Source organism: Serratia sp. PL7, from assembly GCF_945957435.1.
Genome location: NZ_CAMFLB010000003.1, coordinates 63,026 through 89,624, shown reverse-complemented (window position 1 = coordinate 89,624; position 26,599 = coordinate 63,026). Strand labels below are relative to the sequence as shown.

Genomic DNA, 26,599 nt, shown 5'->3' with positions numbered 1-26,599 from the left:
CACCGGCCCTTCTCATTTATCCACGCGGGAAGCGTTACTTTCTGCGGTAGCTCTTCTGCGCGGTATTTACTTTCACCAGATAGCGGCGCGACTCGGCGGCCGGGTGCTTGGTGGTCAGCGTTTGGTACACGTCGCCCGGCTGCATGCCGTTGATGATGCCCACCGCACGCGTTCTGTCGCTGGAGAACACCCGCAGCACGCTGCCTGCGCCGCCGTTGTAAGCGGTGATCACCGCATAGCGGCGCGAGGTCGGGTTCTGAATGCCGCCCAGGTAGTTGTTCTGCAGGATAGCCAGATAGGCGGTGCCGGTGTCGATGTTGTTTTCCGGATCGAACAGGTAGCTGCGGCTCGGGGTGCCCCACTTGCCGCGCATCTGGAACACATCCTTACCGGCGGTGTGCTGCACCACCTGCATCAGGCCCAGTGCGTCCGAACCGCTCACCGCATACGGGTTGAAGCTCGATTCGGTCTGCATGATAGCCAGGATCAGCGACTCGTCCACGCCGTATTTTTCCGACGCCTTGCGCACCATCGGCAGGTATTTGTGCGCACGTTTGTCCAAGTGGTTCGGCACCAGCTGGATGGTGACCGAGTAGATCACGTGCAGGCCGGAGGTGCGTTTTTGCAGCTTGGTCTGCAGCAGGTAATCGGCGAAGTGCGCCGCGCGCCATTCCCAGCGGATCGGCGCGCCCTTGTTATCCAGCACCTGGCCGTACAGGAACGGCTCTTTGCTGATCTGGATATCGTTGGCGTCGGAATAGAGGTCGATCGAACCCGGATCGTCACCCATCAGCAGCGTGCTGATGATCGCCTGGCGCAGGTGCGCAGCCGGATCGGTGGTGGCGATGGTCTCGATGGTAATGGCGCCGGTGTCGAAGTTGATGTGGCTGCGGGTTTGGTATTGGTCGGTATATTTAACGTAGTCTTTCGGCCCGGCGATCAGAACTTCATTCAGACCCCAGATGTTCTCAATGTTGTGGGCAAATTGGCCCATCAGAATGTCGAAGCCGTTGGTGTCTTTGATCCAGGCTTCGTTGATTTCTTCACTTTTTTTGCCGGAACAGGAAATCAGCAAAGGCGCTATTACGAGCAAAGCTAAAATTTTCTTCATCTTAAAGCCGTTTGGAAGAAGTATAAGAGGATTGAAGCGGGCCAGCGCCTGGCCCCAACAGCATTATTCGCTCGGCGGCGTATAGCCTTCGATGTGTACGTCGTGCCCTTCGAACAGGAACTTGATCATTTCCTCTTCCAGCAGCTTGCGGTCATCCACGTTCATCATGTTCAGCTTCTTCTCGTTGATCAGCATGGTCTGCTTCTTCATCCACTCGCCCCAGGCTTCCTTGGAGATCTCGTTGTAGATGCGCTTGCCGACGTCGCCGGGATAAAGCTGGAAGTCCTGGCCTTCGGCGTCGCGCTGCAGGAAAGTACAAAAAATGGTGCGGCTCATGCTAATTCCTCATCGATGGCGCTATCGCCATATAAGTTTTGTTGGATCGGGGGCTGCTTCGCCAGCTGTTGCAACAGGCGATCTACCGGCGCTGCCAGCCCGACCGACGGCGGCTGCGCTAAGTTATACCAGAGACCCGCGCCCTCATCCATGCCGCTGCCCGCCGCGTCGAGCGACAGCCACATCGGCACAATATCGAGATGGAAATGGCTGAACGTGTGGCGAAACGCGGTCAGCTGTTCCAGGCGCTTGCCTTTCAGACCGCGCTGCTGCAGCCAGAGTTCCAAATCCACGCGCGCGCTGAACTGCGGGAAGCAGAACAGGCCGCCCCACAGGCCCACCGCCGGGCGCTGCTCCAGCCACACGCGGTCGCCGTGCTGCAGCAATAAGAAGTAGGCGCTTTTTTCCGGCAGGGTCTGCTTGGGCTTCTTGCCGGGGTAGTTGGCCCAGCTGTGGTTGGCGTAAGACAGGCAGCCGACGTTGAGCGGGCAGAGTTCACACTTGGGCTTGGAGCGGGTGCAGACCATGGCGCCCAGATCCATCATCGCCTGGTTGAACTGGCCGACGCCCTGGGCCGGGGTGACTTCTTCGCTGATTTTCCACAGCCGGTTTTCGATTTCTTTCTTGCCCGGCCAGCCTTCCACCGCGTAGCAGCGGGCCAGCACGCGCTTCACGTTGCCGTCGAGGATCGGATAGTGTTGGCCCAGCGCCAACGACAGCACCGCGCCGGCGGTAGAGCGGCCAACGCCCGGCAAATCGGCGATTTCTGCGAAGGTTGTCGGGAACTCGCCGCCGTGCTGTGCGACAATGGTCTGCGCAGCCTTGTGCAGGTTACGGGCGCGGGCGTAATAGCCGAGACCGGTCCACAGATGCAGCACTTCGTCCAGCGGGGCCTCCGCCAGCGCGCGCACGTTAGGAAAACGGGCCATAAAGCGCTGAAAATAAGGAATGACGGTGGCAACCTGGGTCTGTTGCAACATCACCTCAGAGAGCCATACTTGATAGGCAGTTTTTTCCAGCTGCCATGGCAGGGTCTTGCGACCGTAGCGCTGATACCAGTCAAGCACCACCTGTGCGAATTGTTGTGCTTGCATCATGGGCAGCGTCGTTATCCGGCAGAAAATGAAGCGAGATTGCAGCATAGAGTCATGGTGCTGTAAACCGGAACTTTCCGACGCCGCACGGCGGGTACAGAAGATGAACACTTGCTAAACCAATGTATCTTTGCATAATGCGCGTTTCCCTAATTGGCAGCCAAACAGACAGAAAGCACTATGATTAATGACGTCATCTCCCCGGAATTTGATGAGAACGGCCGCGCGATGCGCCGTATCCGCAGTTTTGTTCGCCGCCAGGGGCGGCTGACCAAAGGCCAGCAGCACGCGCTGGAGAACTATTGGCCGGTGATGGGCGTGGAGTATCAGACTGACGCTGTCGATCTCGCTGCGCTGTTTGGCCGCGAAGCGCCGACGGTGCTGGAGATCGGTTTTGGCATGGGTGCCTCGCTGGTGACCATGGCGGGTAACAACCCGCAGCAGAACTTTTTAGGGATCGAAGTGCACTCGCCGGGCGTGGGCGCCTGCCTGGCCGACGCCCACGAGGCGAAGTTGAGCAACCTGCGCGTGATGTGCCACGATGCGGTTGAAGTGCTGGAAAACATGATCCCGGACGGCTCGCTGGACATGGTGCAGCTGTTCTTCCCCGATCCGTGGCACAAGGCGCGCCACAACAAGCGCCGCATCGTGCAAACGCCGTTTGTCGAACTGGTGCTGCGCAAGCTGAAGACCGGCGGCGTCTTCCACATGGCCACCGATTGGCAACCTTATGCGGAACATATGTTAGAGGTTATGAACGGGGTCGCAGGCTACCGTAATCTTTCCAGCGATAATGATTATGTGCCGCGTCCGGATTCGCGCCCACTGACGAAATTTGAATTACGCGGCCAGCGCCTGGGACATGGCGTTTGGGACTTGATGTTTGAGAGGAAAGAATAATGGCTAAGAACCGCAGTCGTCGTTTACGTAAAAAGTTGCACATTGAAGAATTTCAGGAGTTGGGTTTCTCCGTAGCCTGGCGCTTCGCCGAAGGCACGTCGGTGGAAGATATCGACAGCACGCTGGATACCTTCATCGATGAAGTGATCGAGCCGAACGGTCTGGCGTTTGACGGCAGCGGCTACCTGCAGTGGGAAGGTCTGATCTGCCTGCAGAAGATCGGCCACTGCACCGACGAGCATCGCGAACTGGTGAAAAACTGGCTGGAAGCGCGCAAACTGTCCGACGTTAAGGTCAGCGATCTGTTCGATATCTGGTGGGATTGATCGCGCTTGCCCGATGAGCGCGGCTTCGCGCCGCTTATTTCCCCCTAAATAATTGGATTTGCATCACGGCGGCAAGAGTGTGAGTCCCCAGGAGCTTACTTCAGTAAGTGACTGGGGTGAGCGCTCGCAGCCAACACAGATGCGGATTCAAGTATGACGGGGATGGATTTAAGGTGCCTTAACGGCGCCTTTGTTTTGCCCGGAGTGTGACCGAGGTGGTAACAACATTGGATAACGCGTTGCTGGAAGAGATCCTGCAACAGGTGCGCCCGCTGATTGGCCAGGGAAAAGTGGCCGACTACATCCCGGCGTTGGCGGAAGTGCCCGCCGATCGGCTGGCGATCGCCGTGTGTACGGTGGATGGCGAACTGTTCCAGGCCGGCGACGCCGCGGAGCGCTTCTCCATCCAGTCGATCTCCAAAGTGCTGAGCCTGACGCTGGCGCTGACGCGCTATCAGGAGCCTGAGATTTGGCGGCGCGTCGGCAAAGAGCCTTCCGGCCTGCCGTTCAATTCGCTGCTGCAGCTGGAGATGGAGCAGGGCAAACCGCGCAATCCGTTTATCAACCCCGGCGCGCTGGTGGTGTGCGACATGCTGCAAACCCGGCTCAGCGCCCCCAAACAGCGCATGCTGGAGGTGGTGCGTCAGTTGGCCGATGAAGACGACCTGGCCTATGACCTGCGGGTGGCGCGCTCCGAGTTCGAACACTCCGATCGCAATGCGGCCATCGCCTATCTGATGAAGTCGTTCGGCAACTTCGAAAACGACGTCATCACCGTGCTGCAAACCTATTTCCACTACTGCGCGCTGCGCATGAGCTGCGTGGAACTGGCGCGCAGCTTCGTCTATCTGGCCAATCACGGCCGCGATCTCAGCGGCGAGGCGGTGATCAGCCCGCTGCAGGCCCGGCAGATCAACGCCCTGATGATGACCAGCGGCATGTACGACGGCGCCGGCGAATTCGCCTATCGGGTGGGGATGCCGGGCAAGTCCGGCGTGGGCGGCGGCATCGTGGCCATCGTGCCGGACGAACTGTCGATCGTCGTTTGGTCGCCGGAACTGGATGCTTCCGGCAACTCGCTGGCGGGAACTGCGGCGCTGGAACTGTTGTCTCAACGTATCGGTCGTTCGATTTTTTAATCCCAATCTGGATGGGAGTCAGGAGAAGCTATGTTGAAGAAAACCGGGTTAGCCTTACTGCTGCTGGCGGCGACTGCCGCACAGGCCCACGCCGAGTACCAATGCAGCGTTAAACCCCAGGATGATGTGATCATCAGCCCGCAGAGCGTGCAGGTGAAAGGCGCCAGCGGCGACCTGCAAATATCGCCGGATGGCGACGTGATCCGCAACGGCCAGGCGCTAAGCTTGAATGACAGCCAGCGGCAGAAAGCCTTCAGTTACCAGAGCGCCTTGCGCAAGCAGCTGCCGTGGATCGACGACGGCGCGCAGAAGCACCTGGAGAAAGCCCGCTCGGCGCTGGATAAGGTGATCGTTAAAGAGCTGGGCAGCAACAGCAACGTGCGCAACCGGCTGACCACCCTGAACGGCCAGCTGAAACAGCAGATGAACCGCATCATCGAACACCGCAGCGACGGTCTGACCTTCCACCACCAGGCGATTGACCAGGTGGAACAGGACGGCCGCAACATCGTGCAGCAGAGCATGGGCGGGGTGCTGCAGGACAGCCTGAACGAGATGGGCGTCAAACAGGCCGCCAACAGCGGCGGCAACCCGCTGCAGGCGATCATGGGCAATTTGGGCGGCTTGCAGAAGGCGATCCAGAACGAATGGAACAACCAGGAGCAGGACTTCCAGAACTTCGGTCATGACGTGTGCAACCGCGTCACCGCACTGGAAACCCAGCGCAAGGATTTGCTGAAGGCGTTGAAGTAACGGATAGGCATAGCCGCCGTGCGTTCTTTGACCTCACGACGGCTATCTGAGAAACTGGCTAAACTATAATCAATCGGCAAAAGGATTTTGCATTGATGCCAGTGATATTCCGTTATAAAGGCTATAGGTTCTTTTTTTATTCAAATGAGGGTGACCCGCTTGAGCCGCCGCATGTTCATATCAGAGACGCTGAGGCTGAAGCGAAATTTTGGTTGGTTCCTGGCGTGCAGTTGGCGCGTAATGATGGCTTTAACGCCAGAACGCTAAAAGAGTTGGCTGGTCTGGTTGATACCTATCAGGCATTGTTTTTGGAGGCTTGGCATGAGTATTTCGGCTAAACGCGTCAGCTTTGACGATACGACGATGTGGGTCGAACTAAGTGACGCCAGAATTATTGGCGTGCCGCTGGCCTGGTTTCCCCGTTTGTTGAACGCGACGGAAGAACAGCGGGCGGGGTATGAGCTCAGCGCTCGCGGCATCCATTGGGACGCGTTGGACGAGGATGTTTCCGTTGAGGGATTGCTGAAGGGGCGTGGCGACGTGACGCACCGCCCTCATAATGCCGCCTGAACATGAAAAAAAGCGCTGATCATTCAGCGCTTTTTTTTTATTCGTCGTCCGCCAGGAACAGTTCCAGCAGCGAGTTGAGGAACAGTTTGCCCTTCTCGGTAATTTGCCAATGCTCCGCGGTTTCTTCCAGATAGCCTTTGGCCAGCGCTTCGTCCAGCTGCGGGCGAATGACGCTTTCCGCCAGCCCGGTGTAGTTGACGAAGTCGGCGCGCGGCGCGGCTTCCAACAGGCGGAAGCGGTTCATGAAGAACTCGAACGGCCGATCCGCCGCCGCCACCTCATGCTGCTTGTCCATGTAGTCGCCGCGCATAAAGCCGCGCGGGTGCTTGGTCTTGGCGGTGCGCAGGATGCGCCCGTCGCTGAAGGTCACCTTGCCGTGCGCGCCGCAGCCGATCCCCAGGTAGTCGCCGAAGCGCCAGTAGTTGAGGTTGTGCTGGCATTGGAAGCCCGGCTTGGCGTAGGCCGAGGTTTCATACTGTTGATAGCCGGCGGCGCTCAGCAGCTGGTGGCCGCGTTCGAAGATGTCCCACAGCGCGTCGTCGTCCGGCAAAACCGGCGGGCGCGAGCTGAACAGGGTGTTCGGCTCGATGGTCAGCTGATACCACGACAGGTGCGGCGGATTGAGGGCGATAGCCTGGCGCAAATCGTCCAGCGCCTCTTCCAGCGACTGATCCGGCAGGCCGTGCATCAGATCGAGGTTGAAGCTGCGCAGGCCGAGGCCGGTCGCCAGCGTCGCCGCGCGTCTGGCCTCTTCCGGGCCGTGGATGCGCCCCAGGCGGTTCAGCTTCTCGGCGCTGAAGCTTTGCACCCCGATGGAGATGCGGTTGACGCCGGCGCGCTGGTAGCCGCTGAAGCGATCGGCCTCGACGGTGCCGGGGTTGGCCTCCATGGTGATTTCGGCGTCGTCGGCGACGTGAATGCGCGCCCGCACGCCGTCCAGCAAGGCTTGCATCGCCTCGGCGCTCAGCAGGCTAGGGGTGCCGCCGCCGATAAAGATAGTGCTGATTTCCCGGCCGCCGGCCAGCGGCAGGTCGGCATCCAGATCCGCCAACAGATGATCGACGTACTCCTGATGCGGTACGTCACCCTTCAGCGCATGGGAGTTGAAGTCGCAGTACGGGCATTTCTGCACGCACCACGGGATGTGGATGTAGAGACTCAGCGGGGGCAGTTTAAGCATTGCGCATGGCTTCCAACATCAACTTCAGCGCCTTGCCGCGGTGCGAAATCGCCCGTTTCTCGTCGCGGCCCAGCTCGGCGGCGGTGCGGCTCAGTTCCGGCACGTAGAAGACCGGATCGTAACCGAAGCCACCTTCACCGGCGGCCAGTTCGGTGATTTCGCCGGCCCAACTGCCGTGGAACACCAGCGGCGTCGGGTCTGCCGCATGGCGCAGATAGACCAGCACGCAATGGAATTGCGCGCCGCGCCGGCCCGGCGCCACGTCTTTCATCGCCGCCAGCAGCTTGTCGAGGTTCTGCCGATCGTCGGCGTCTTCACCGGCGTAGCGTGCGGAGTAGATGCCCGGCGCGCCGCCCAGCGCGTCGACCGCCAGACCGGAGTCGTCGGCGATCGCCGGCAGGCCGGTGAGCTGTGCCGCATGGCGCGCTTTCAGAATGGCGTTTTCGATAAACGTCAGGCCGGTCTCTTCGGCGGATTCCACGCCCAGATCGGTTTGCGCGACCACGTCCAGGCCGAAATCGGCCAACAGGTCGGCAAGTTCGCGCACTTTGCCCGGGTTACCGGTGGCAAGAACGACTTTTTGCATAATGACTACCTTGAAAATTATTCGATGAGCGCCGCGACCACGGCGGGGATCTGTTGCGGATTCACGATGCGTAACTGTTTATGCCGCCCCAGTTCGCCTTTCTCGATGGTGACGTTGCTTTTCGCCACTTTGAACTGCTTGGCGATAAACTTGATCAAATGGGCGTTGGCTTGGCCGTCGACCGGCGGGGCGGTGATGGCGACTTTTAGTTCGTCGCCATGCAAGCCGATAATTTGGTCGCGGCTGGCTTTCGGCTGAATATATAGCCTGATCGCCAGCCCGTCCAGCACCGGAGTGACGGCACTCACAGCAGGAACCAGATCTCGCCGAACAGATCCATGCCCAGGTAGTTGATCAGATAGAGGATCAGGATCACCACCATGGCGGAAAAGTCGATACCGCCCATCGCCGGAATGATGCGACGGATCGGCGCCATCAACGGTTCGGTCAGCTGGTACATCACGTAGTCGATCGGGCTGCGGCCCTGGCTTACCCAGCTCATCAGCGCACGAATGATCATCACCCAGAAGATCAGGTAGCCGGCGGACTTGACCAGCGAGATCAGGCCGAACAGCAGGTTATACGGGCTGAGCGATATCGCGCCGCCCTGGATCAGTAGCAGCAGCGGGTACTTGATGGTCATCAACAGGAACGCCAGCAGCAGAGAAGCGCTGTCGATAGGCCCCAGCGATGGGATGATGCGGCGCAGCGGGCCGACCACCGGTTGGGTGATCTTCACCACAAACTGCGAGAACGGGTTATAAAAATCGGTGCGCGTCCATTGCATCCAAATGCGCAGCAACAGCACCATCACGTACAGATCAATAACGGTCTTGACCAGGAAAGTCAGCGTTAGCATGAAGTGGTCCTTCTCCTTAACTCATGGTTATTTAAAATAATTTTTCCATTTCTTGCGCACGAGAAACGGCGGCCTGCATCGCTTGCGCCACGGTTTCCGGCAGTTGGCGTTCGTTGAACACCCGCAGCGCTTCGGCGGTGGTGCCGCCTTTGGAAGTCACCTGCTCGCGCAGCGTGCCCAGCGGCGTATCCGGGTTGGCTTCCACCAAGGCGGCAGCACCGGAAGCGGCCTGCTGCACCAGATCGCGCGCGGTCTGGCTGTCGAAGCCCATGCGTTCGGCCTCTTTTTGCATCGCTTCCATAAACAGGAAGAAATAAGCCGGGGCGCTGCCCGCGGCGGCGATCACGCCGTTGATGCCATTTTCGTCATCTACCCAGCAAACTTTACCGACCGACGCCATTAAATCGCCGGTGTAGTCGCGATCCCGCTGGCTGACCTGCGCCGGCGCGTACAGCCCGCTCATGCCCTTGCCGACCAGCGACGGGGTGTTGGGCATGATGCGCACGATGTCCAGTTGGTCGCCGAGCAGCTGATAGAAACGGCTGACCTGAATACCGGCGGCGATCGACAGCACCAGTTTGCCGCCGAAATCGACCTGTTCGCGCAGCGGCTGACACACGTCGGCCATCATCTGCGGTTTGACCGCCAGCACCACCACCTCGGCTTCACGCGCGCAGGCGACGTTGTCGCCGCTGCTGACGATGCCGTAGTCCGCCGCCAGCGCGTCACGGTTTTTCGGCGAAGGGGCGCAGACGCTGATGGATTTGGCCGGATAGCCGCCCGCCACCAGGCCGGCGATGATTGCACGCGCCATGTTGCCGGCGCCGATAAAGGTAATCTTGCGATGTTGCATCAAATCCCTCGTCTGTTTGTCAGGCCTGCGAGTAGTCGCGGGCGCCAAAAATTGCGGTGCCGATGCGCACCAGGGTGCTGCCTGCGGCGATCGCCGCCGCCATATCGTCCGTCATGCCCATCGACAGCGTATCGGCCTGCGGATAACGCTGACGCAGGGCGAGAAAGGCGTCGTTCATCCGGCTGAATACCGCCAGCTGCCGCTGATAATCCGTTTCCGGCGCCGGGATGGCCATCAGGCCGCGCAGCGTCAGGTTCGGCAGCGCAGCGATCGCCTCGGCCAGCGCCGGCAGTTCGCTTAATGCAATGCCGGATTTGCTCTGCTCATCGCTGATGTTGATTTGAATCAGCACGTTGAGCGGCGGCATGTCGGCCGGGCGCTGATCGCTCAGGCGCTGGGCGATGCGCAGCCGATCCACGGTATGACACCAGGCGAAATGTTCCGCCACCAGCCGACTCTTATTGGATTGCAGCGGGCCGATAAAGTGCCACACCAACTCACCGCCCTGAGGCGACTCGGCGAAATGCCGGATCTTGTCTACCCCTTCCTGCACGTAGTTCTCGCCGAAGGCGCGCTGGCCGGCGGCGATGGCTTCTTCGATCGCCGCCACAGGTTTGGTTTTGCTGACTGCAAGCAGAGCAACGTCTTCCGGCGCCCGTGCGCAGTTTTGCGCGGCGGCCGCGATGCGGTTTCTGACATCCTGCAGGTTCTGTTGGATAGTGCTCATTATTGACCCGGGAGAGTGATATGGATATCGATGAATTCGTGGCCCTTAGTGTAAAGCATAATGCTTCCGATCTGCACCTTTGTGCCGGTCATCCGCCGATGTTGCGCATCGACGGTGAACTGCAGCCGCTGGCGGCGGCGCCAACGCTGACTGCGCAAGGCGCGCAGGCCCTCTGCGATGGATTGCTGAATGCGCAGCAGCGCGAGAGCCTGCGGCGGCTGGGGCAGGTCGATCTGGCGCTGCACAGGCCGGGCGGGGAGCGGTTGCGCGCCAACATTTTTCAACAAAGCGCGGGGATGTCTCTCGCGTTGCGGCGTATTGCCGGGCAATCGCCTTCGCTTGCCGAGCTGGCAGCGCCGGCCATCGTGCCGGCGCTGCTGCGGCGCGACGATGGGCTTCTCCTGGTCACCGGCGCCACCGGCAGCGGCAAGTCCACCACGCTGGCAGCGATGATCGACGAGATCAACCGGCACCAGCAGCGGCACATTTTGACGCTGGAGGATCCGATTGAATTCCTGCACCGCAGCCGGCGATCGCTGATCCAGCAGCGGGAGATCGGCCGCGACAGCCACAGCTTTGATGCGGCGTTGCGCGCCGCGCTGCGCGAAGATCCTGATGTGATCCTGCTGGGCGAGCTGCGCGATACCACCACCATCCGGCTGGCGCTCACCGCGGCGGAGACCGGCCACCTGGTGCTGGCGACGCTGCACACCCGCAGCGCGTCGCAGGCAGTGGAACGGTTAGTGGACGTGTTTCCGGCGGAAGAAAAACCCTATGTGCGCGCCCAGCTGGCCGGCAGTCTGCAGGCGGTGATCGCGCAAAAGCTGATGAGGCGGCCCGGCGGCGGACGCGTGGCGATCTTCGAAGTGCTGACGGCGACGGCGGCGGTCAGCAACCTGATCCGCGAAGGGAAAACGCATCAGTTGGCGAGCGTGTTGCAAACCGGCGCACAGTCCGGCATGCAAACCTTTGAGCAAGGTTTGCAGCAGCGGATTGACGCCGGTGTGTTGGGGGACTGTGCGGGGGAGGGAACGGGTGTTTAGCCCAGCTGCCGTTCGAACCAGCTCTCGAGGATCACTACCGCGGAGGCGGAATCCACGCTGCCTTTATCAAGGGCGCGGAAGCCGCCGCGGTCGAACAGGTTGGCGCGCGCTTCCACGGTGCTCAGGCGCTCGTCATGCAGATCGATCTGGATGCCGAAGCGGCCGTGCAGGCGGTTGGCGAACTTGCGCGCCTGGGCGGTAACGGGTTGTTCGGTGCCGTCCATGTTCAGCGGCAGGCCGACCACCACCAAATCCGGCTGCCACTCCTTCAGCAGTTTTTCGATTTTCAGCCAGTCCGGCGAGCCGTCCTGCGCTTTGAAGGCCGGCAGGGCGCGGGCGCTGCCGGTCAACTCCTGGCCGATGGCCGCGCCAATGCTTTTGGTGCCGAAGTCGAAGGCGATAATGGTGCGGTTGCTCATCAGGCGTGTCCTGCGTGGTTGGCGATGCTGCGAATGTCGATACCCAATAGGTTCCCCGCCTCGCGCCAGCGGCTGGCGATCGGCGTGCGGAACAAAATGTCGGTGTTGGCTTCGATGGTCAGCCAGGCGTTTTCCAATACTTCCTGCTCCAACTGGCCCTTTTCCCAGCCCGCATAACCCAGCGCCACCAGCACGTCGTCCGGTTGCTCTGGCGTGCCGAGCGTTTCCAGCACGTCTTTCGAGGTGGTGATCATGGTGTTGGGCGAAATTTGAATGCTGGCGCCGAAGCCGTGGCGCGGCGTATGCAGGATAAACCCGCGATCGTCCGCCAGGGGGCCGCCGGCGAACACCGGCTTGTCCAGGCTGATGGCCGGATCGCGCGCAGGCGGCATGATCTTCAGCTTGCTCAGCACCGTGGCTACCGTGAACTGCTCCACCGGTTTATTGATCACCAAACCCATGGCGCCTTCTTCATTGTGCTCGCAAATGTAAATCACCGAGCGCTTGAAGCGAGGATCCTGCAGCGTTGGCATGGCGATCAGAAAATGGTGCTGTAAATTCATGGCGTTAGTATAAGGTAATCAATGGGTGAGAAAATAAACAGCCGCCAGTATGCGGCTATACCCGCCGCCTTTCAAGCCGCTGCCGGAAAGGCGGGCTTTGGCAGGCGCGATACAGGATAGCGGGCGGCATGCCGCCCGCATGACGCATTACTTCGCCGCCAGGCGCTTTTCAATCGCGTCCATCAGCATGCCGGTAATCGAGATAGGGAATGCCGCCTCGATCTCGCGTGCGCAGGTTGGGCTGGTCACGTTGATCTCGGTCAGGCGATCGCCGATCACGTCCAGGCCGACGAAGATCAGCCCTTTCTCTTTCAGCGTCGGGGCGACGGTACGGGCGATTTTCCAGTCGCTCTCGCTCAGTGGACGCGCTTCGCCGCGGCCGCCGGCCGCCAGGTTGCCGCGGGTCTCGCCCTGCGCCGGAATGCGCGCCAGGCAGTAAGGCACCGGCTCGCCGTCCACCACCAGGATGCGCTTGTCGCCGTCCTTGATCGCCGGCAGGAAGTTCTGCGCCATGCAGAAACGGCTGCCGTGTTCGGTCAGGGTTTCGATGATCACCGACAGGTTAGGATCGTCCTGCTTCACGCGGAAGATAGACGCGCCGCCCATGCCGTCCAGCGGTTTCAGGATGATGTCGCCGTGCTGTTGGTGGAATTTGCGGATGTGTGCGGCGCTGCGGCTGACCAGCGTATCCGGCGTCAGTTCCGAGAACCAGGCGGTGAACAGCTTCTCATTGCAGTCGCGCAGGCTTTGCGGCTTGTTGACCACCAGCGTGCCTTTGACTTCGGCGCGCTCCAGAATGTAGGTCGCGTAGATGTATTCGGTATCGAACGGCGGATCCTTGCGCATCAGGATCACGTCCAGATCGTGCAGCGCCAGATCCTGCTCGGCGCCGAAGCTGAACCAGCTCTCCTTGTCTTCCTTCACGCTCAGCAGGCGGGTACGGGCGCGCCCGTCGCCGGCGTGCAGATAGAGATCGTTCATCTCCATGTAGTGCAATTCGTAACCGCGGCGCTGCGCTTCGAGCAGCATGGCGAAGCTGGTGTCTTTCTTGATGTTGATGGAATCGATAGGATCCATCACGATGCCGAGCTTAATCATCTTTTCTCCTTTAACCCAGGTCGCCGAAGCGGACCTGCAGAGCGGTAATGGCGGTGAGCGCTGTGGTTTCGGTACGCAGAACGCGTGGTCCCAGCAGAATATCAGTAAATCCGTGGTCGGTGGTCATAGCGATTTCGTCGGCGGACAAACCGCCTTCCGGGCCGATCAGCAGGCGGACGCGGTCTACCGGCTGCGGCAGCGTGTTGATGCTGTGGCTGGCGCGCGGATGTAGGTTGAGCTTCAGGCTGCCGTCCTGCTCGGCGCACCAGGCCTCCAGCGACATCGCCTCGCGGATTTCGGGAATGCGGTTGCGGCCGCACTGCTCGCAGGCGGCGATGGCGATCTTTTGCCATTGCTGGATTTTCTTCGCCAGACGCTCGCCGTCCAACTTGACGCCGCAGCGCTCGGAAAACAGCGGGGTGATGACGTTGACGCCCAGCTCGATGGATTTCTGGATGGTGAACTCCATCTTCTCGCCGCGCGAGATCACCTGGCCCAGATGCAGGTTGAGCGGCGATTCGATGTCCTCCACGCGGCCGTCGCCGAGGCGCACCAGCACGCTCTTTTTGTCCACCCGGACTATCTCGGCGTCGAACACCTGGTTGCTGCCGTCGAACAGCTGCAGCGCCTGGCCGGCGCTCATGCGCAGCACGCGCCCGACGTGGTTGGCGGCGTCCTCGCTGAGGGCGATCTCCGCCCGATCGGTCAACGGCTGCGGATGGTAAATGCGGGGTATGCGCATGGGTAGTCTGATCCTGACGAAACGGCGCCGCGGGTTGGCGGCGCCATGAAAGATAAAGGCTATAGTAGGTTAGCTTTTCCGCTGCTGACAAGCCTGTTGAATATAGGGGTTGTGGTTGCCCTGCACCTTGGCGATACGTGCTTCACGCTGACATTCCCATTGGCTCACCGGATATTGCCGGTTCCACACCTCGAACAACTGGGTTTGCTGGCGTGACAGCCGCAGCTGGTAGCGATCGCGCATGTAGAAGTAGGTGCGGGCAATGGCGCCGCGGGCGCGGGCGGGCGGCTCCGCCTGTTTATTCTTGAAGTCCACCTTCATTGGGCATTGCCCGTACTGGCCTGCACCGCCGTTCCATTGGCTGTACATGAAGTTGTTGCGGTCGCCGTTCACTTCGCCGATCGCCGGCTGCAGGTTGTGCAGATCGGTTTCTATCTGGCGATAGGTGGCGTCCTTGTTGCAATTTTTGCGCCCGCCGTCCTGCCAGCACTGCAGCTGGTGACCGAACTGCCAGGCCGGCACTACGTGTTCCCATTCGATGCGCTGTGCGCGCTGGACGTTTTTACGCACCTGATAGCCGCAGCCGGCGAGATCCGGGATGCCCTTCTTGCCCTGCCAGTCGATGCGGCAGCCGCAGTAAAAGCTGCCCGGCGCATCCTGATTAATCTTGGCCGCCGCCGCTTTGGCCTGAGAGAAGTTATTGATGCCGTGCGCCTGTACGGCGCCTGCGGCGAAAACCGCCATAAACAAAATTCTGCGAAGCATATTCCAAAACAGCTCAAAATTGGAAAAGCAGGCAGGGTAACGGAACTTGCCGGCAGTGGCAAATGGCGATATTTGCTTGTTTTAACGTATAAATCGTTTAACTAAAGGTTCTCGCTAGCAAGAAATTTCAGTTTTTCGCCGCACCGGCGGCAGCGGTATTCGCTTTCGCCGCGCAGCACGCGGTTATGGCGGCGAATGGTGAGCTGGTGCTGCCCGCAGCCGCAGCGGTAGGGGAAGGTTTTGCTTTGCACCGAGGCGGTTTCGAAACGGTGAGTGCGGCTGGCGGGGGTCAGTAGCACGCTTTCCATCATCCAGCGCCATTCGCGGCCGTGCGGCGCCACCCGGCCGAATTGGCGAAACACCAGCAGGTGCGCCAACTCATGCGGCACCACCTCATCGATAAACGGCTGTTGGTTTTCCAGCAGCAGCACCGGGTTCAGACGGATTTCCCAGCTTTGCAGCCAGGCGGTGCCCGCGCTGGTGCCGCGTTGCTGATAGACGATGCTGGGTTCGGGGAACTCGACGGCAAAATGCTGGCGTGCCAACTGCAGCTTTTCTCGCAGGCAGCGCATCACCGCTTGTTGCAGCGCGATGGGGATTCTTGGTTTGTTCATTGCGGCTAGCTTAAGCAATGGCACGGCGGCTGACAATATGCTCCAACGCAAATCCGCATCCGCGTTTTTTCGCCACATTGATAAAGCGATCGCCGTCGATGGATTGTAATCAATGTGTTAACTGCGGGATAATAAAGCGTGCATGATGAGCCTGTACCCGCAGTTCTCACCGAGCAAGGTTGAAACGCCGCCTGTGGTAATCCCTTACGCAAAGAGCGGTTATTTTGCGATTTGGCGCAATAACTGACTGATTAAAAATACGTAAGGTGGAGGCAGTTTTTTGACAAGGCGCCGCTTCGCGCGCCACAAGTGTGAATTTAACGCAGCTGATGTTGCAAGTGAGAGATCAATGTCGAATAAACCGTTCCACTATCAAGATCCGTTCCCGCTGAAGAAAGACGATACCGAATATTATCTGCTGAGCCGCGACCACGTTTCCGTGAGCGAGTTTGAAGGCCAGGAAATACTGAAAGTTGCCCCTGAAGCGTTAACCCTGCTTGCCCAGCATGCGTTCCACGACGCCTCGTTCATGCTGCGCCCGGCGCATCAACAGCAGGTGGCCGATATCCTCGACGATCCGGACGCCAGCGAAAACGACAAGTACGTTGCGCTGCAATTTCTGCGTAACTCAGAAATCGCCGCCAAGGGTATTTTACCGACCTGCCAGGATACCGGCACGGCGATCATCGTCGGCAAAAAGGGCCAGCGCGTCTGGACCGGCGGCGGCGATGAAGAAGCGCTGTCGCGCGGGGTGTACAACACCTACATCGAAGAGAACCTGCGCTATTCGCAGAACGCCGCGCTGGATATGTACAAAGAGGTCAATACCGGCAGCAACCTGCCGGCGCAGATCGATCTCTACAGCGTGGACGGCGAAGAATACAAATTCCTGTGCATCGCCAAGGGCGGTGGTTCTGCCAACAAAACCTATCTGTATCAGGAAACCAAGGCGCTGCTGTCGCCGGGCAAGCTGAAAAACTACCTGGTCGACAAGATGCGCACGCTGGGCACTGCGGCCTGCCCGCCGTACCACGTGGCGTTCGTCATCGGCGGCACCTCGGCGGAAGCGACGCTGAAAACCGTCAAACTGGCCTCGACCAAGTATTACGATGGCCTGCCGACCGAAGGCAACGAGCATGGCCAGGCGTTCCGCGATCTGGAACTCGAAGCGGAACTGCTGCAAGAAGCGCAAAACCTGGGGCTGGGCGCGCAGTTCGGCGGCAAATACTTCGCGCACGATATCCGCGTGGTGCGCCTGCCGCGCCACGGCGCCTCCTGCCCGGTCGGCATGGGCGTTTCCTGTTCGGCGGACCGCAACATCAAAGGCAAGATTAACCGCGACGGCATCTGGCTGGAAAAACTGGAGCACAATCCGGGTAAATTCATTCCTCAGGAGCTGCGCCAGGCCGGGGAAGGCGAGGCGATCAAAGTCGATCTCAACCGTCCAATGGCCGAGATCCTCAAACAGCTGTCGCAGTACCCGGTTTCCACCCGTCTGTCGTTGAGCGGCACCATCATCGTCGGCCGCGATATCGCGCACGCCAAGCTGAAAGAGCGCCTGGATCGCGGGGAAGGCCTGCCGCAGTACGTCAAGGATCACCCGATCTACTACGCCGGCCCGGCTAAAACGCCGGAAGGCTATGCGTCCGGTTCCTTGGGGCCGACCACCGCCGGGCGTATGGACTCCTACGTCGATCTGCTGCAATCCCACGGCGGCAGCATGATCATGCTGGCGAAAGGCAACCGCAGCCAGCAGGTGACGGATGCCTGCCACAAGCACGGCGGCTTTTACCTCGGCAGCATCGGCGGCCCGGCGGCGGTGCTGGCGCAGCAGAGCATCAAGAGCCTGGAGTGCGTGGAGTACCCTGAGCTGGGCATGGAAGCGATCTGGAAAATCGAAGTGGAAGATTTCCCGGCGTTTATCCTGGTGGATGACAAAGGCAATGACTTCTTCCAGAAGATTCAGGCCGGTCAGTGCTCCAGCTGCCTGAAATAATCGCTGCCCCCTTCGCCGCCCGCGGGCGGTGAAGGGGAGTGTGTAAAGTCCTGTAGCTTGCTGGACGTCGAGTTTTAACCTGTATACCCTACGCGGGTAGCACTAAAATTCGACTAATGGAATATCGGCAACAGAAGGTTCGGCAAGCACATGGGAACGCAGGAAAGTCACATCAAGGAATTGCTGGTCTGGATTGAAGATAACCTGACCAATCCGCTGTCGTTGGATATCGTTTCTGCCAAGTCAGGCTACACGAAATGGTACCTGCAGCGCATGTTCAAAAAGCAGACCGGATTATCGTTAGCCTCGTATATCCGCGCTCGCCGCCTCTACCTCGCCGCCTTCGCCTTGCGCTTCACGCAGAAGAGCATTCTAGACATTTCGGTTGAATATCAATTCGATAATCAGCAGACATTCTCGCGCTGTTTCAAAAAGCACTTCGCCGAATCGCCCAGCGTGTATCGCCATGCCCGCAAGCAGGACTTCAGCAATCTGGTGCGTTCGCTGGCGGCCAGCCAGCCCGGCGATATTCAGGTCGAACGCGTCAGCATCGCCAGAGGGCAATATGCCTTTCACGGCAAACATTACGCGTACCATCTGGATATCGAGAAGCTGGACAAGTCGCACCTGCCGCAGCGCAGCGCGCTTCGGGCGCAGTTCTATACTTTGCTGGGTGAGCGCCCGGCACAAACCTATTCGTTTACCCAGCTGGTGCCGGACGGCGAGCGGGTCAGGGTCGATTATACCCTGGGCGTGACGACGGACTACCCGCTACGCGAAGGCGTGGCGCTGGAGCCGCTGCCGGAGATCCACGGCGAGTTTTGCCGTTTTCGCTATTCCGGCAAGCCGGTGGCGCTCAATGATCACATCATTAAAATTTACACGCAGGTGCTGCCCGAAATGGGGCTGGCCCGCGGTGACGGGCCGGACATGACGGTATTCAGCTATTCGCTGAGCGGGAAAGAGGAGCTGCATCTGGAGCTGCAACATCTGGTGCCGGTGGTGCCGCTGCACTGATCCCGTCGGCGGCCGGCAGCCGGTTTTTTTGCTGCACGATCGCCGCCATCACCGCCAGAGCGATCTCCGCCGGGGTTTTGCTGCCCAGCGGCAGGCCGATCGGCGCATGAATGCGTTCCAGCTCCTGCGGCGTGAATTCGGCAATCTGCTGCAAACGCTGGCGCCGCCGCGCGCTGTTTCTCAGCGAGCCCATGGCGCCGATGTAAAACGCCGGGGTGTGGATCGCTTCCATCAGCGTCAGGTCGTCCATGCGCGGATCGTGGGTCAGCGCCACGACGGCGGTATTGGCGTGGCAACCGCCGTCCTCAATGAACTTGGCCGGAAACTGGCGCAGCAGCGTCACGCCCGGTTTCAGCTCGGCGGCGAAGTTATCCAGCGCCTCCGGGCGGCTCTCGCACACCAGCACCTCAAACCCCAGCGCCACGGCGAAGTCGGCGCAGTACAGCGCCACGCTGGACAACCCGGCGATCAGCAGGCGCGGCGCGGCCGCGATGTGCAAGGTGATCTGCTCGAGCCGGCGTTCGACCTGGGTGGCGCTGGTGAAGTGGCTCTGCTCAAGGCTGTGGCAGGCGTGGGGCAGCGTCAGGCGTTTGATCAACGCGTGATGCCCTTCCAGCGCGCCGGCGATGCGTTGCAGATAAGCGACGCTGGCTTCTCCCGCCGGCAGATACTCGATCAGCACGTCCAGCACGCCGCCGCAGGGCAGCGCCACGTTGGGCGTCATGCCGCCTTCGCCATAACGGATCACCTGGCTGGGCGCCTGATACTCCCCGGCGGCTACGCGCCGTAGAAAGTCCTCCTCCACGCACCCGCCCGACAATGAACCGCTGAAGCGGCCGTCTCGGGTCGCGGCCATCAACGCGCCCGGCGACCGCGGCGAAGAGCCGTAGGTACTGAGCACGGTGCATAACCAGACCGGCTGTTGCTGCAGCCAGCTTATCGCCTGGCTGACCACGGTGACATCAAGATGTTGCATAGGTGAATTTACTCGCTGGCCGGGAGTTGCGATGGAAGATCAATATCCTGCACGACGCCGGGGTGCTCAAGCGGCAGCAGGTGCACTGCCGCGCCTTGCAGCAGTTCACGCGCGCCATTATCGCCGCGCAGTTGGCAAAGCGGTTTGCGCAATCGGGCGGAAAAGCCGACCGGGTGACCGGGCTGTTGCGCATAGCAGGGGCGCACGATCGCGTGTTGCCGTAAGGCATCCGCCACCTGTCGGAAAACGTCGGCGCCGACGAACGGCATATCGGCCAGGTGGATCAGCCAGCCCTGCCAGTGCGGCGTGGCCGCAACGCCCGCGGCGATCGAGTCGCCGAGGCCCGCGCTGGCGAGCAGGGTGACCGGCACTTGCTTGGCGGCGCAGGCTGCCAGCACCGGCAGATTATCCGGCCGGGTTACCACCTGTACCGGCAGGCCGGAAGCCAGCGCCTGGCGCAGAGTGTGTTCGAACAGCGATCGCTGCTCGCCCGCTGCATCGGCGAATCCGGCGTTCAATTTGTTGCCCTGGCCGCCGGCCTGGATAAAGCGCTCCCCGCGTCCGGCGGCGGTAATGACAATGCCCGTGGTCATGCTTGAAGTCCGCGTTTGCGCAAATTATTTATTAGCCTACAAACTACCTGTGTTTTGCAAATGTTTTTTTGTTGAAAACAGCCTGTTAATCATCACATAATTTTAGTTATAAGCATATGCTTATGACGTCTACGGCAAGGTCGTCAGCGTTTGCGCAACAACACCGCGAACAAAAACCAATTACAAGAAAGACGTGAAGGACTTATTTATGAGCAATTTCAACCCGTCGCGCCGCCGCTTTATCAAAAGCGCCGTGATTGCGGGGGTGTCTGTGTATCTCGCCCCCCTGTACAGCCGCGCCTACGCCGCGCTGTTCGAGCAAAAAATCCTCCAGTCGCCCAACTGGGATCCGCAGACCAAACGCGTCCGTTTCCGCATCGATGGCCGCGCCAAGGTCATGGGGCAGAAGGTGTTCGCGCGCGATATCCGCGCGGTGGACATGCCGCACTGGCCGCAGAAACAGGCGCACGCCTTCATTCTGCGCGTCACCAAAGCCGACCGGCTGTTCGAAGGGGTCGATCTGTCGCTGTTGGGGGACGACCTGCAGCCGGATCGCCTGGTGACGGCGGAAGATCTGGCGCGCGATGGCCTGGCCTTCCCGGCGTTCTACGGTGACGACATGCTGCTGCCGAGCGGCAAAACCCCGGCCTACCTCGGCCAGGCGGTGGCGATCCTGATCTATCACGACTTCGCCCGATTCCGCTTTGCCAAGGACAAGCTGAAATTCCGCGAAGAAACCATCAAATACGGCGCGGTCACCGGCCCGCTCGAGCGCGATCCCTGGGGCAGTTTCCGCTATGTGCGGGTGGGGGGAGAACAGCCGTTTGACGATGACCGCTTCTCCAGCCTGAAGGACACGCCAATCTTCCCGGTATCGATGAAAAAGCACCTGCCGGTGTGGCCGGAAGGGCGCGAGGGCGGCAAGCTGGATCAGGAAGGCATGCGCTATGCGGGCCAGATCGCCGACGAGATGGCCAACCCGCCGGCCGACTGGCTGGTGATGTCACGCCGCTACACCACGCAGTCGATCGATACCTCGGCGCTGGAGCCGGACAACGCCAACGGCTGGTTCGACGCGCAGACGCAAACCCTGCATCTGGTGGTGCCGACCCAGTCGCCGCAGGAAGTGGCCGACGAGATGCCGCGCATGTTGGCCAAGCGCAACCCGCCGGTGAAACAGCTGATCCTGCACCCGTGCTACACCGTGGGCTACGGCTCGAAAGATCACTACAACTTCCCCTATTACGGCGCAGTGGCGGCGATGTACGGCGACGGCCACCCGGTGCGCCTGGCCAATGACCGCTTCGAGCAGTTCCAGACGGCGCTGAAGCGCCACGCGTTCGACATGAACTATCGCATCGCGGTGAATCGCCAGACCGGCGTTATGCAGTCGTTCCTCGGTGACATGACGGCGGACGGCGGCGGCCGCAGCAACTTTACCCCTTCGGTGGTGATGGTTGGCGCGACCGCCGCCCAGTCGATTTACTACTTCCCGAAAAGCGATCTGTCGTCGGTCGGGCTGGCCTCACGCGCCATCGACGCCGGATCGGCGCGCGGTTACGGCACGCTGCAGAGCATGGCCGCCACCGAGATGATGGTGGATGAGCTGGCCGCCGAGCTGAAGATCGACCCGATCGAGTTCCGCCTGCGCAACGTGCTGAAATCCGGCATGAAAAACACCCAAGGGGCGATCCCGGCCGGTGCGATCCGCGCCGATGAAGTGCTGGTGAAGGCGGCGAAGCATGAGATGTGGCTCAAGCGCGCCGAACGCAAGGCCGAGTTTGAGAGCCGCTATCCCGGCAAGCGCTATGGCGTTGGCTTCGGCTGCGTGCAGAAAGACTTCGGCACCGGGGCGGAAACCTCGTTCGCCCGGGTGGAGCTGAGCGAAGACGGGCGCATCACCCTGCATCACAGCGGCGCGGAGATGGGCACCGGCATGTCGACCTCGCAGTCGGTACTGTGCGCGCAGTGGCTGGGCAAACCGGCCGACGAAGCGCACTTCTCGGTCACCGACTGGTCGGTACTGCCGATGGTCACCAGCGGCGATCCTTACCTGATGTCGCAAGAAGAGCAGGACAAGCTGCAAACCAACCCCAACTGGACGCCGAGCTACTGTTCGCCGTCGAGCGCCAGCAATTCGGCCTATTACTTCTCGCACAGCACCCGCGAAGCGGCGCGCCTGATCTTCGATCACGGCCTGTGGCCGGCGGCGATGGCGCTGTGGCAGGCCGGTATCGGCGGCGGCCAGGCGGCGCCGCTGGTGGTGCGGCGCGAAGATGCGCGTTGGGTCGAAGGCGGCCTGACGGCGGCGGGCATGTCGGTGCTGAGCCTCGAGCTGCTGGCCAAGACGGCTTATCAGATGGGCGGCGTCACCGGCGCGGCGGTGCACGTGTTCAACCGCTGGCAGTGGGCGGAGGCCGATTTCACGTTGAACGGCAAAAGCGAGCGCCTGCCGGTCGACGGCATGGCGCTGCGCAACGCCAGCGGCGAATTCAAACCGCTGGCGCGCGGGCAGGTCTATTATCCGCCGACCCAGCGCAACAATGCGGCGGTGACCTACTACAGTGCCGTTGGCACGCTGGCGGAAGTGGCGGTGGATATCGCCACCGGCCAGGTGGAATTGCTGAATCACCACTCGATCATGGAGTGCGGCAACCTGATCGTGCCAGAACTGGTTTCCGGCCAACTGCAGGGCGGGCTGGCGATGGGGATCGGCCATGCGCTGCACGAATATTTACCACTGTACGAAGACGGCCCGGGCAACGGCACCTGGAACTTCAACCGTTACCACCTGCCGCGCGCTAGCGACGTGGCGGTGTGGAAGCAGAGCGGCGACATCCTGCCGGCGCTGTCGGAAACCGATCCGCCGAAAGGCATGGCGGAGGTGGTGATGATCCCGATCGTGGCCGCGCTGGTCAACGCCATCGCCGACGCCACCGGCCACCGTTTCCGTGATTTGCCCGTTCGTGCAGAAAATATTCGTGAGGTATTACAATGAGCATTAAAACCCAGCCGATTTCCCTGACCATCAACGAAAAGCAGTACGGCCCGATCGAGGTGCCGGAAGGCTTGATGATGATCGATTTCCTGCACGAGTACCTTGACCTGACCGGTTCGCGCCTCGGCTGCGGGCAGGGCATTTGCCACGCCTGCGTGGCGATCGTCGATCACCCGAGCGGCACTAGCGAAGAGGTGCGCACCTGCATCACCGGCGCGCATTTCTTCAACGGCAAGAAAGTGCGTACCGTCGAAGGCCATGCCAAGGTGGACGAGCAGGGCGAGGTGGTTGAACTGTCGCCGATCCAGCAGGCGTTTCTGGAGCACTACAGCTTCCAGTGCGGCTACTGCACGCCGGGCTTCGTCAACGCCGCCACCATTTTCGTGGAAAAGCTCAAGCGTGAACCTATCGCCCGCGAACAGCTGGAAAACGCCATCGAGCAGGCGCTGGACAGCCACATCTGCCGCTGCACCGGCTACGTGCGCTACTACGAAGCGGTGCGCGACGTGGTGCTGAAAACGCCGGGCCTGCTGAAGGAGACGGCGCAATGAAAAAACGTCTCGCAGTGTTGATTGTGCTGGTGGCGATCGTGGTGATTGCGCTGCTGTGGTGGCGGGAAAACCGCCGTTACGACGGCCCGGTGCAGCAGGTGACCGCCAGCGCCGAACAGATCGCGCGCGGCCGCTATCTGGCGCAGGCCGCCGACTGCGCCGCCTGCCATACCGCCAGCGGCGGGGCGCCGTTGGCCGGCGGCTATCCGCTGGACACGCCGTTCGGCACGATTTACGGCAGCAACCTGACGCCGTCGGCCGACCACGGCATCGGGCGCTGGAGCAAGGACGACTTCTTCCTGGCGCTGACGCAGGGCGTGGCGCCGGGCGGACGGCACCTGTACCCGGCGATGCCTTACACCTCGTACAAGGGCATGTCGCGTCAGGACGCCGATGACATCTACGCTTACCTGATGACGCGCCCGGCGGTGGACGTGGCCATTCCGGCCAACGAGATGCCGTTCCCGTTCAACCAGCGCATGGCGCTGATCGGCTGGAACCTGCTGTTCCGCAGCCAGGATCCGCTGCCGGCCAGCTCGCAGGGCAGCTCGTCGCAATGGCAGCGCGGCCGCTATCTAGCCGACGTGCTGGGCCACTGTGGCGAATGCCACACGCCGCGCGGCGCGCTGGGGCAGATGGATCTCGGCAAGCCGATGCAGGGCGGCGATCTCGGCCGCTTCATGGCGCCGGACATTACGCCGCACGGCCTGGCGCAGCGCGGCTGGACACCGCAGGACGTCAGCCGCTTCCTTGGCACCGGCCTCGCGCCGCAGGGTTCGGCCTTCAGTGAGATGCATATGGTGGTGGATCTCAGCACCCGTCATTTGACGCCAGAAGACCATCAGGCGCTGGCGCTGTATCTGATGGGCGAGCAGCCGCCAGCGGCGGTGCCGGTGAAAATGGGGCAGGGCAGCGATGCCGGGCGCATGACCTATCTGGATCAGTGTGCCGGCTGTCATGCGCGCGAAGGCGAAGGCAAACCGCACGTCGCACCGGCGATGCGCGATAACGCCACGCTGCGCCAGGCGGACGGCCAGAACCTGATCGTGTCGGTGCTGGACGGCCTGCCGGCCCAGCAGTTCCCGAACGGTGAAAGCATGCAGAGCATGCCGGGCTTCGGCGAGCGTCTGAGCGATGCCGACGTGGCGGAACTGGTAAATTACCTGCGGGTGACCTGGGGCGGTTTGCCGGCGGACGTCACCGCCGAGCAGGTGAAAGCGCTGCGCAAGTAAGCGGCGTTCAGACGAAAAAAATGGCCCGCATCTGCGGGCCATTTTATTGCGCGGTCACGGGATTCAACGGCTGGTGACGCCGTCGACGCGTTGGCTGCGCTGTTTGATGGCGTAACCGACGGCCAGGATCGCCACCCATACCGGGATCAGCAGCACCGAGATTTGAATGCCCGGCGTCAGGTACATGATCACCAGGATGCCGGCCATGAACAGCAGGCACAGGTAGTTGCTGAACGGGTACCAGAACGCTTTGAACTTCGGCACCACGCCTTCGCGGTTTTTAGCGGCGCGGAACTTCAGGTGCGCCAGGCTGATCATCGCCCAGTTGATCACCAGCGCCGACACCACCAACGCCATCAGCAGTTCGAAGGCACGGCCCGGGATCAGGTAGTTAATCAGCACGCACAGCGCGGTGGCGAGGGCGGAGATGCCGATGGCCACCACCGGCACGCCGCGGCCGTCGACCTTCAGCAGGCTTTTCGGGCCGTTGCCCTGCTGCGCCAGACCGTACAGCATGCGGCTGTTGCAGTAGACGCAGCTGTTGTACACCGACAGCGCGGCGGTGAGCACCACGACGTTTAGCACGGTCGCCACCAGGTTGCTGTTCAGCGCGTGGAAGATCAGTACGAACGGGCTGCCGCCTTCGACCACTTTGCCCCACGGGTACAGCGACAGCAGAATGGCCAGCGAACCGATATAGAAGATCAGGATGCGGTAGATCACCTGATTGGTGGCTTTCGGAATGCTCTTTTGCGGGTTGTCGGCTTCGGCGGCGGTGATGCCAACCAGTTCGAGGCCGCCGAAGGAGAACATGATCACCGCCATCGCCATCACCAGGCCCATGACGCCGTTCGGGAAGAACCCGCCCTGCGCCCACAGGTTGGTGACGGTGGCTTCCGGGCCGCCCATGCCGCTGAACAGCAGGTAGGCGCCGAACACGATCATGCCGATAATCGCCACCACCTTGATGATGGCGAACCAGAACTCCATCTCGCCGTAAACTTTAACGTTGGCGAGGTTGATGGCGTTGATCGCCAGGAAGAATACCGCGGCGGAGACCCAGGTCGGGATCTCCGGCCACCAGTACTGCACGTAGATGCCGACCGCGGTCAGCTCCGCCATCGCCACCAGGACATACAGCACCCAGTAGTTCCAGCCGGAGGCGAAGCCGGCGAAGTTGCCCCAGTATTTGTAGGCGAAGTGGCTGAAGGAACCGGCGACCGGCTCTTCCACCACCATTTCCCCCAGCTGGCGCATGATCAGAAACGCGATGAAGCCGCCGATGGCGTAGCCGAGAAGCACTGACGGGCCGGCCATTTTTATTGTTTGAGCGATACCGAGAAATAACCCGGTACCGATTGCGCCACCTAAGGCGATGAGCTGAATATGGCGGTTTTTCAGGCCGCGTTTCAGCTGGTCACCCTGCTGTTGACCATCCATCAATCTAACCCTCTGTCGTTGTGAATGCCCACCTGCCTGTAAAGCAGTGGTTACGATGTGTGTTTTGTTTTATTTACGGCGTTATAGCTATTAATTCCACGGCGCCGCTACCGTTTGG

Annotated in this window: 30 protein-coding genes; 12 read left to right on the top strand and 18 right to left on the bottom strand. The window is 61.0% G+C overall.

Annotated elements, in window-relative coordinates; all coding sequences use genetic code 11:
• Positions 1 to 34 precede the first annotated feature (34 nt).
• The 3 genes from mltC to mutY form a co-directional block, all read right to left on the bottom strand.
• Positions 35 to 1,111, bottom strand: a complete 1,077-nt coding sequence (gene mltC, locus N6G83_RS18550) for a membrane-bound lytic murein transglycosylase MltC (protein ID WP_004937402.1) — start codon at positions 1,109 to 1,111, stop codon at positions 35 to 37.
• A 63-nt stretch (positions 1,112 to 1,174) separates the two neighbouring features.
• On the bottom strand, positions 1,175 to 1,447 hold the full coding sequence (locus N6G83_RS18545; RefSeq protein WP_004937404.1) for an oxidative damage protection protein: 273 nt from the start codon (positions 1,445 to 1,447) through the stop codon (positions 1,175 to 1,177).
• On the bottom strand, positions 1,444 to 2,544 hold the full coding sequence (gene mutY, locus N6G83_RS18540; RefSeq protein WP_197759583.1) for an A/G-specific adenine glycosylase: 1,101 nt from the start codon (positions 2,542 to 2,544) through the stop codon (positions 1,444 to 1,446). The genes N6G83_RS18545 and mutY overlap by 4 nt, the downstream gene beginning before the upstream one ends.
• 177 nt (positions 2,545 to 2,721) lie before the next feature.
• Between mutY and trmB the strand changes: the two genes are divergently transcribed.
• The 6 genes from trmB (at position 2,722) to N6G83_RS18510 (ending at position 6,229) form a co-directional block, all read left to right on the top strand.
• Positions 2,722 to 3,441: a tRNA (guanosine(46)-N7)-methyltransferase TrmB gene (gene trmB / locus N6G83_RS18535; RefSeq protein WP_049204213.1), complete on the top strand. Its 720-nt coding sequence runs from the start codon at positions 2,722 to 2,724 to the stop codon at positions 3,439 to 3,441.
• Complete coding sequence (locus N6G83_RS18530) at positions 3,441 to 3,767, top strand: YggL family protein (protein WP_025304256.1); 327 nt, start codon at positions 3,441 to 3,443, stop codon at positions 3,765 to 3,767. The genes trmB and N6G83_RS18530 overlap by 1 nt, the downstream gene beginning before the upstream one ends.
• A 215-nt stretch (positions 3,768 to 3,982) precedes the next feature.
• Entirely contained in the window at positions 3,983 to 4,906 is a 924-nt protein-coding gene (glsB, locus tag N6G83_RS18525; RefSeq protein ID WP_260515652.1) for a glutaminase B, read from the top strand.
• A gap of 30 nt (positions 4,907 to 4,936) precedes the next feature.
• Positions 4,937 to 5,659, top strand: coding sequence for a DUF2884 domain-containing protein (locus N6G83_RS18520; protein ID WP_043141352.1), 723 nt, complete (start codon positions 4,937 to 4,939; stop codon positions 5,657 to 5,659).
• A 95-nt stretch (positions 5,660 to 5,754) separates the two neighbouring features.
• Positions 5,755 to 5,997 (top strand): DUF4160 domain-containing protein, encoded by a 243-nt coding sequence (locus tag N6G83_RS18515; RefSeq protein ID WP_004937418.1) that lies wholly within the window; start codon positions 5,755 to 5,757, stop codon positions 5,995 to 5,997.
• Positions 5,981 to 6,229: a DUF2442 domain-containing protein gene (locus N6G83_RS18510; RefSeq protein WP_025304253.1), complete on the top strand. Its 249-nt coding sequence runs from the start codon at positions 5,981 to 5,983 to the stop codon at positions 6,227 to 6,229. The genes N6G83_RS18515 and N6G83_RS18510 overlap by 17 nt, the downstream gene beginning before the upstream one ends.
• 37 nt (positions 6,230 to 6,266) lie before the next feature.
• Here N6G83_RS18510 and hemW read toward each other — a convergent pair whose 3' ends face one another.
• The 6 genes from hemW to N6G83_RS18480 are packed head-to-tail and all read right to left on the bottom strand — an operon-like array spanning position 6,267 to position 10,434.
• Complete coding sequence (gene hemW / locus N6G83_RS18505) at positions 6,267 to 7,409, bottom strand: radical SAM family heme chaperone HemW (RefSeq protein WP_149570560.1); 1,143 nt, start codon at positions 7,407 to 7,409, stop codon at positions 6,267 to 6,269.
• Complete coding sequence (locus N6G83_RS18500; protein WP_260515651.1) at positions 7,402 to 7,995, bottom strand: XTP/dITP diphosphatase; 594 nt, start codon at positions 7,993 to 7,995, stop codon at positions 7,402 to 7,404. Before N6G83_RS18500 ends, hemW begins: the two co-directional genes overlap by 8 nt.
• Before the next feature lie 17 nt (positions 7,996 to 8,012).
• Positions 8,013 to 8,303 carry a DUF167 family protein YggU gene (gene yggU / locus N6G83_RS18495; protein WP_004948014.1) on the bottom strand — a complete coding sequence of 97 codons (291 nt, stop codon included), beginning with the start codon at positions 8,301 to 8,303 and terminating at the stop codon, positions 8,013 to 8,015.
• A complete protein-coding gene (locus N6G83_RS18490) occupies positions 8,300 to 8,854 on the bottom strand; it encodes a YggT family protein (protein WP_025304250.1) in 555 nt (184 codons plus the stop codon). The genes yggU and N6G83_RS18490 overlap by 4 nt, the downstream gene beginning before the upstream one ends.
• A gap of 31 nt (positions 8,855 to 8,885) precedes the next feature.
• Complete coding sequence (gene proC, locus N6G83_RS18485) at positions 8,886 to 9,707, bottom strand: pyrroline-5-carboxylate reductase (protein ID WP_049296238.1); 822 nt, start codon at positions 9,705 to 9,707, stop codon at positions 8,886 to 8,888.
• Positions 9,708 to 9,726: 19 nt separating this feature from the next.
• Complete coding sequence (locus N6G83_RS18480; RefSeq protein ID WP_260515648.1) at positions 9,727 to 10,434, bottom strand: YggS family pyridoxal phosphate-dependent enzyme; 708 nt, start codon at positions 10,432 to 10,434, stop codon at positions 9,727 to 9,729.
• Positions 10,435 to 10,454: 20 nt separating this feature from the next.
• On the opposite strand from N6G83_RS18480, the gene N6G83_RS18475 reads away from it, so the two are divergent.
• Positions 10,455 to 11,477, top strand: a complete 1,023-nt coding sequence (locus tag N6G83_RS18475; RefSeq protein WP_260515646.1) for a type IV pilus twitching motility protein PilT — start codon at positions 10,455 to 10,457, stop codon at positions 11,475 to 11,477.
• On the opposite strand, the gene ruvX is transcribed toward N6G83_RS18475, so the two are convergent.
• The 6 genes from ruvX to N6G83_RS18445 all read right to left on the bottom strand — a co-directional run bounded on the left by ruvX (position 11,474) and on the right by N6G83_RS18445 (position 15,678).
• Complete coding sequence (gene ruvX / locus N6G83_RS18470; RefSeq protein ID WP_025304246.1) at positions 11,474 to 11,896, bottom strand: Holliday junction resolvase RuvX; 423 nt, start codon at positions 11,894 to 11,896, stop codon at positions 11,474 to 11,476. The genes N6G83_RS18475 and ruvX overlap by 4 nt on opposite strands.
• Complete coding sequence (locus tag N6G83_RS18465) at positions 11,896 to 12,459, bottom strand: YqgE/AlgH family protein (RefSeq protein WP_004937452.1); 564 nt, start codon at positions 12,457 to 12,459, stop codon at positions 11,896 to 11,898. The genes ruvX and N6G83_RS18465 overlap by 1 nt, the downstream gene beginning before the upstream one ends.
• A 147-nt stretch (positions 12,460 to 12,606) precedes the next feature.
• On the bottom strand, positions 12,607 to 13,557 hold the full coding sequence (gshB, locus tag N6G83_RS18460) for a glutathione synthase (RefSeq protein WP_043141334.1): 951 nt from the start codon (positions 13,555 to 13,557) through the stop codon (positions 12,607 to 12,609).
• A gap of 10 nt (positions 13,558 to 13,567) precedes the next feature.
• Positions 13,568 to 14,299, bottom strand: a complete 732-nt coding sequence (rsmE, locus tag N6G83_RS18455) for a 16S rRNA (uracil(1498)-N(3))-methyltransferase (RefSeq protein WP_025304244.1) — start codon at positions 14,297 to 14,299, stop codon at positions 13,568 to 13,570.
• 69 nt (positions 14,300 to 14,368) lie between these two features.
• A complete protein-coding gene (gene endA, locus N6G83_RS18450) occupies positions 14,369 to 15,064 on the bottom strand; it encodes a deoxyribonuclease I (protein WP_089196263.1) in 696 nt (231 codons plus the stop codon).
• A 101-nt stretch (positions 15,065 to 15,165) separates the two neighbouring features.
• Positions 15,166 to 15,678, bottom strand: a complete 513-nt coding sequence (locus tag N6G83_RS18445) for a SprT family zinc-dependent metalloprotease (RefSeq protein WP_004937462.1) — start codon at positions 15,676 to 15,678, stop codon at positions 15,166 to 15,168.
• A 349-nt stretch (positions 15,679 to 16,027) separates the two neighbouring features.
• Here N6G83_RS18445 and fumA point away from each other — a divergent pair, with 349 nt between their 5' ends.
• Both fumA and N6G83_RS18435 read left to right on the top strand, forming a co-directional pair.
• The gene (gene fumA, locus N6G83_RS18440) at positions 16,028 to 17,674 is read left to right on the top strand and encodes a class I fumarate hydratase FumA (protein WP_025304241.1); all 1,647 of its coding nucleotides are present in this window, start codon (positions 16,028 to 16,030) and stop codon (positions 17,672 to 17,674) included.
• A 150-nt stretch (positions 17,675 to 17,824) separates the two neighbouring features.
• Positions 17,825 to 18,691 carry a helix-turn-helix domain-containing protein gene (locus N6G83_RS18435; protein ID WP_049296235.1) on the top strand — a complete coding sequence of 289 codons (867 nt, stop codon included), beginning with the start codon at positions 17,825 to 17,827 and terminating at the stop codon, positions 18,689 to 18,691.
• Here the strand turns inward: N6G83_RS18435 and N6G83_RS18430 are convergent.
• Together N6G83_RS18430 and N6G83_RS18425 are read right to left on the bottom strand one after the other, a co-directional pair.
• Positions 18,615 to 19,667: an XdhC family protein gene (locus N6G83_RS18430; RefSeq protein ID WP_164064274.1), complete on the bottom strand. Its 1,053-nt coding sequence runs from the start codon at positions 19,665 to 19,667 to the stop codon at positions 18,615 to 18,617. The genes N6G83_RS18435 and N6G83_RS18430 overlap by 77 nt on opposite strands.
• An 8-nt stretch (positions 19,668 to 19,675) precedes the next feature.
• Positions 19,676 to 20,260, bottom strand: a complete 585-nt coding sequence (locus N6G83_RS18425; RefSeq protein WP_049204219.1) for an NTP transferase domain-containing protein — start codon at positions 20,258 to 20,260, stop codon at positions 19,676 to 19,678.
• A 208-nt stretch (positions 20,261 to 20,468) separates the two neighbouring features.
• On the opposite strand from N6G83_RS18425, the gene N6G83_RS18420 reads away from it, so the two are divergent.
• From N6G83_RS18420 to N6G83_RS18410, 3 genes are read left to right on the top strand one after another with little or no spacing between them, the layout of a single operon-like run.
• Positions 20,469 to 23,258, top strand: coding sequence for a xanthine dehydrogenase family protein molybdopterin-binding subunit (locus N6G83_RS18420; RefSeq protein ID WP_169541171.1), 2,790 nt, complete (start codon positions 20,469 to 20,471; stop codon positions 23,256 to 23,258).
• On the top strand, positions 23,255 to 23,809 hold the full coding sequence (locus tag N6G83_RS18415) for a (2Fe-2S)-binding protein (RefSeq protein WP_025304236.1): 555 nt from the start codon (positions 23,255 to 23,257) through the stop codon (positions 23,807 to 23,809). The genes N6G83_RS18420 and N6G83_RS18415 overlap by 4 nt, the downstream gene beginning before the upstream one ends.
• The gene (locus N6G83_RS18410; protein ID WP_043141315.1) at positions 23,806 to 25,041 is read left to right on the top strand and encodes a cytochrome c; all 1,236 of its coding nucleotides are present in this window, start codon (positions 23,806 to 23,808) and stop codon (positions 25,039 to 25,041) included. Before N6G83_RS18415 ends, N6G83_RS18410 begins: the two co-directional genes overlap by 4 nt.
• A 63-nt stretch (positions 25,042 to 25,104) precedes the next feature.
• Here the strand turns inward: N6G83_RS18410 and N6G83_RS18405 are convergent, their stop codons facing one another.
• The gene (locus N6G83_RS18405) at positions 25,105 to 26,481 is read right to left on the bottom strand and encodes an amino acid permease (RefSeq protein WP_025304234.1); all 1,377 of its coding nucleotides are present in this window, start codon (positions 26,479 to 26,481) and stop codon (positions 25,105 to 25,107) included.
• Positions 26,482 to 26,599 lie beyond the last annotated feature (118 nt).

Coding starts and splice junctions, on each gene's coding strand:
- rsmE (WP_025304244.1), bottom strand. CDS start 14,299: ATGCGCATACCCCGCATTTACCATCCGCAGCCGTTGACCGATCGGGCG.
- mutY (WP_197759583.1), bottom strand. CDS start 2,544: ATGATGCAAGCACAACAATTCGCACAGGTGGTGCTTGACTGGTATCAG.
- N6G83_RS18420 (WP_169541171.1), top strand. CDS start 20,469: ATGAGCAATTTCAACCCGTCGCGCCGCCGCTTTATCAAAAGCGCCGTG.
- N6G83_RS18515 (WP_004937418.1), top strand. CDS start 5,755: ATGCCAGTGATATTCCGTTATAAAGGCTATAGGTTCTTTTTTTATTCA.
- mltC (WP_004937402.1), bottom strand. CDS start 1,111: ATGAAGAAAATTTTAGCTTTGCTCGTAATAGCGCCTTTGCTGATTTCC.
- fumA (WP_025304241.1), top strand. CDS start 16,028: ATGTCGAATAAACCGTTCCACTATCAAGATCCGTTCCCGCTGAAGAAA.
- N6G83_RS18545 (WP_004937404.1), bottom strand. CDS start 1,447: ATGAGCCGCACCATTTTTTGTACTTTCCTGCAGCGCGACGCCGAAGGC.
- N6G83_RS18490 (WP_025304250.1), bottom strand. CDS start 8,854: ATGCTAACGCTGACTTTCCTGGTCAAGACCGTTATTGATCTGTACGTG.
- N6G83_RS18480 (WP_260515648.1), bottom strand. CDS start 10,434: ATGAGCACTATCCAACAGAACCTGCAGGATGTCAGAAACCGCATCGCG.
- N6G83_RS18475 (WP_260515646.1), top strand. CDS start 10,455: ATGGATATCGATGAATTCGTGGCCCTTAGTGTAAAGCATAATGCTTCC.
- N6G83_RS18500 (WP_260515651.1), bottom strand. CDS start 7,995: ATGCAAAAAGTCGTTCTTGCCACCGGTAACCCGGGCAAAGTGCGCGAA.
- proC (WP_049296238.1), bottom strand. CDS start 9,707: ATGCAACATCGCAAGATTACCTTTATCGGCGCCGGCAACATGGCGCGT.
- hemW (WP_149570560.1), bottom strand. CDS start 7,409: ATGCTTAAACTGCCCCCGCTGAGTCTCTACATCCACATCCCGTGGTGC.
- N6G83_RS18410 (WP_043141315.1), top strand. CDS start 23,806: ATGAAAAAACGTCTCGCAGTGTTGATTGTGCTGGTGGCGATCGTGGTG.
- ruvX (WP_025304246.1), bottom strand. CDS start 11,896: ATGAGCAACCGCACCATTATCGCCTTCGACTTCGGCACCAAAAGCATT.
- N6G83_RS18530 (WP_025304256.1), top strand. CDS start 3,441: ATGGCTAAGAACCGCAGTCGTCGTTTACGTAAAAAGTTGCACATTGAA.
- N6G83_RS18435 (WP_049296235.1), top strand. CDS start 17,825: ATGGGAACGCAGGAAAGTCACATCAAGGAATTGCTGGTCTGGATTGAA.
- N6G83_RS18415 (WP_025304236.1), top strand. CDS start 23,255: ATGAGCATTAAAACCCAGCCGATTTCCCTGACCATCAACGAAAAGCAG.
- N6G83_RS18425 (WP_049204219.1), bottom strand. CDS start 20,260: ATGACCACGGGCATTGTCATTACCGCCGCCGGACGCGGGGAGCGCTTT.
- N6G83_RS18465 (WP_004937452.1), bottom strand. CDS start 12,459: ATGAATTTACAGCACCATTTTCTGATCGCCATGCCAACGCTGCAGGAT.
- N6G83_RS18510 (WP_025304253.1), top strand. CDS start 5,981: ATGAGTATTTCGGCTAAACGCGTCAGCTTTGACGATACGACGATGTGG.
- trmB (WP_049204213.1), top strand. CDS start 2,722: ATGATTAATGACGTCATCTCCCCGGAATTTGATGAGAACGGCCGCGCG.
- N6G83_RS18405 (WP_025304234.1), bottom strand. CDS start 26,481: ATGGATGGTCAACAGCAGGGTGACCAGCTGAAACGCGGCCTGAAAAAC.
- N6G83_RS18520 (WP_043141352.1), top strand. CDS start 4,937: ATGTTGAAGAAAACCGGGTTAGCCTTACTGCTGCTGGCGGCGACTGCC.
- endA (WP_089196263.1), bottom strand. CDS start 15,064: ATGCTTCGCAGAATTTTGTTTATGGCGGTTTTCGCCGCAGGCGCCGTA.
- N6G83_RS18445 (WP_004937462.1), bottom strand. CDS start 15,678: ATGAACAAACCAAGAATCCCCATCGCGCTGCAACAAGCGGTGATGCGC.
- N6G83_RS18430 (WP_164064274.1), bottom strand. CDS start 19,667: ATGCAACATCTTGATGTCACCGTGGTCAGCCAGGCGATAAGCTGGCTG.
- gshB (WP_043141334.1), bottom strand. CDS start 13,557: ATGATTAAGCTCGGCATCGTGATGGATCCTATCGATTCCATCAACATC.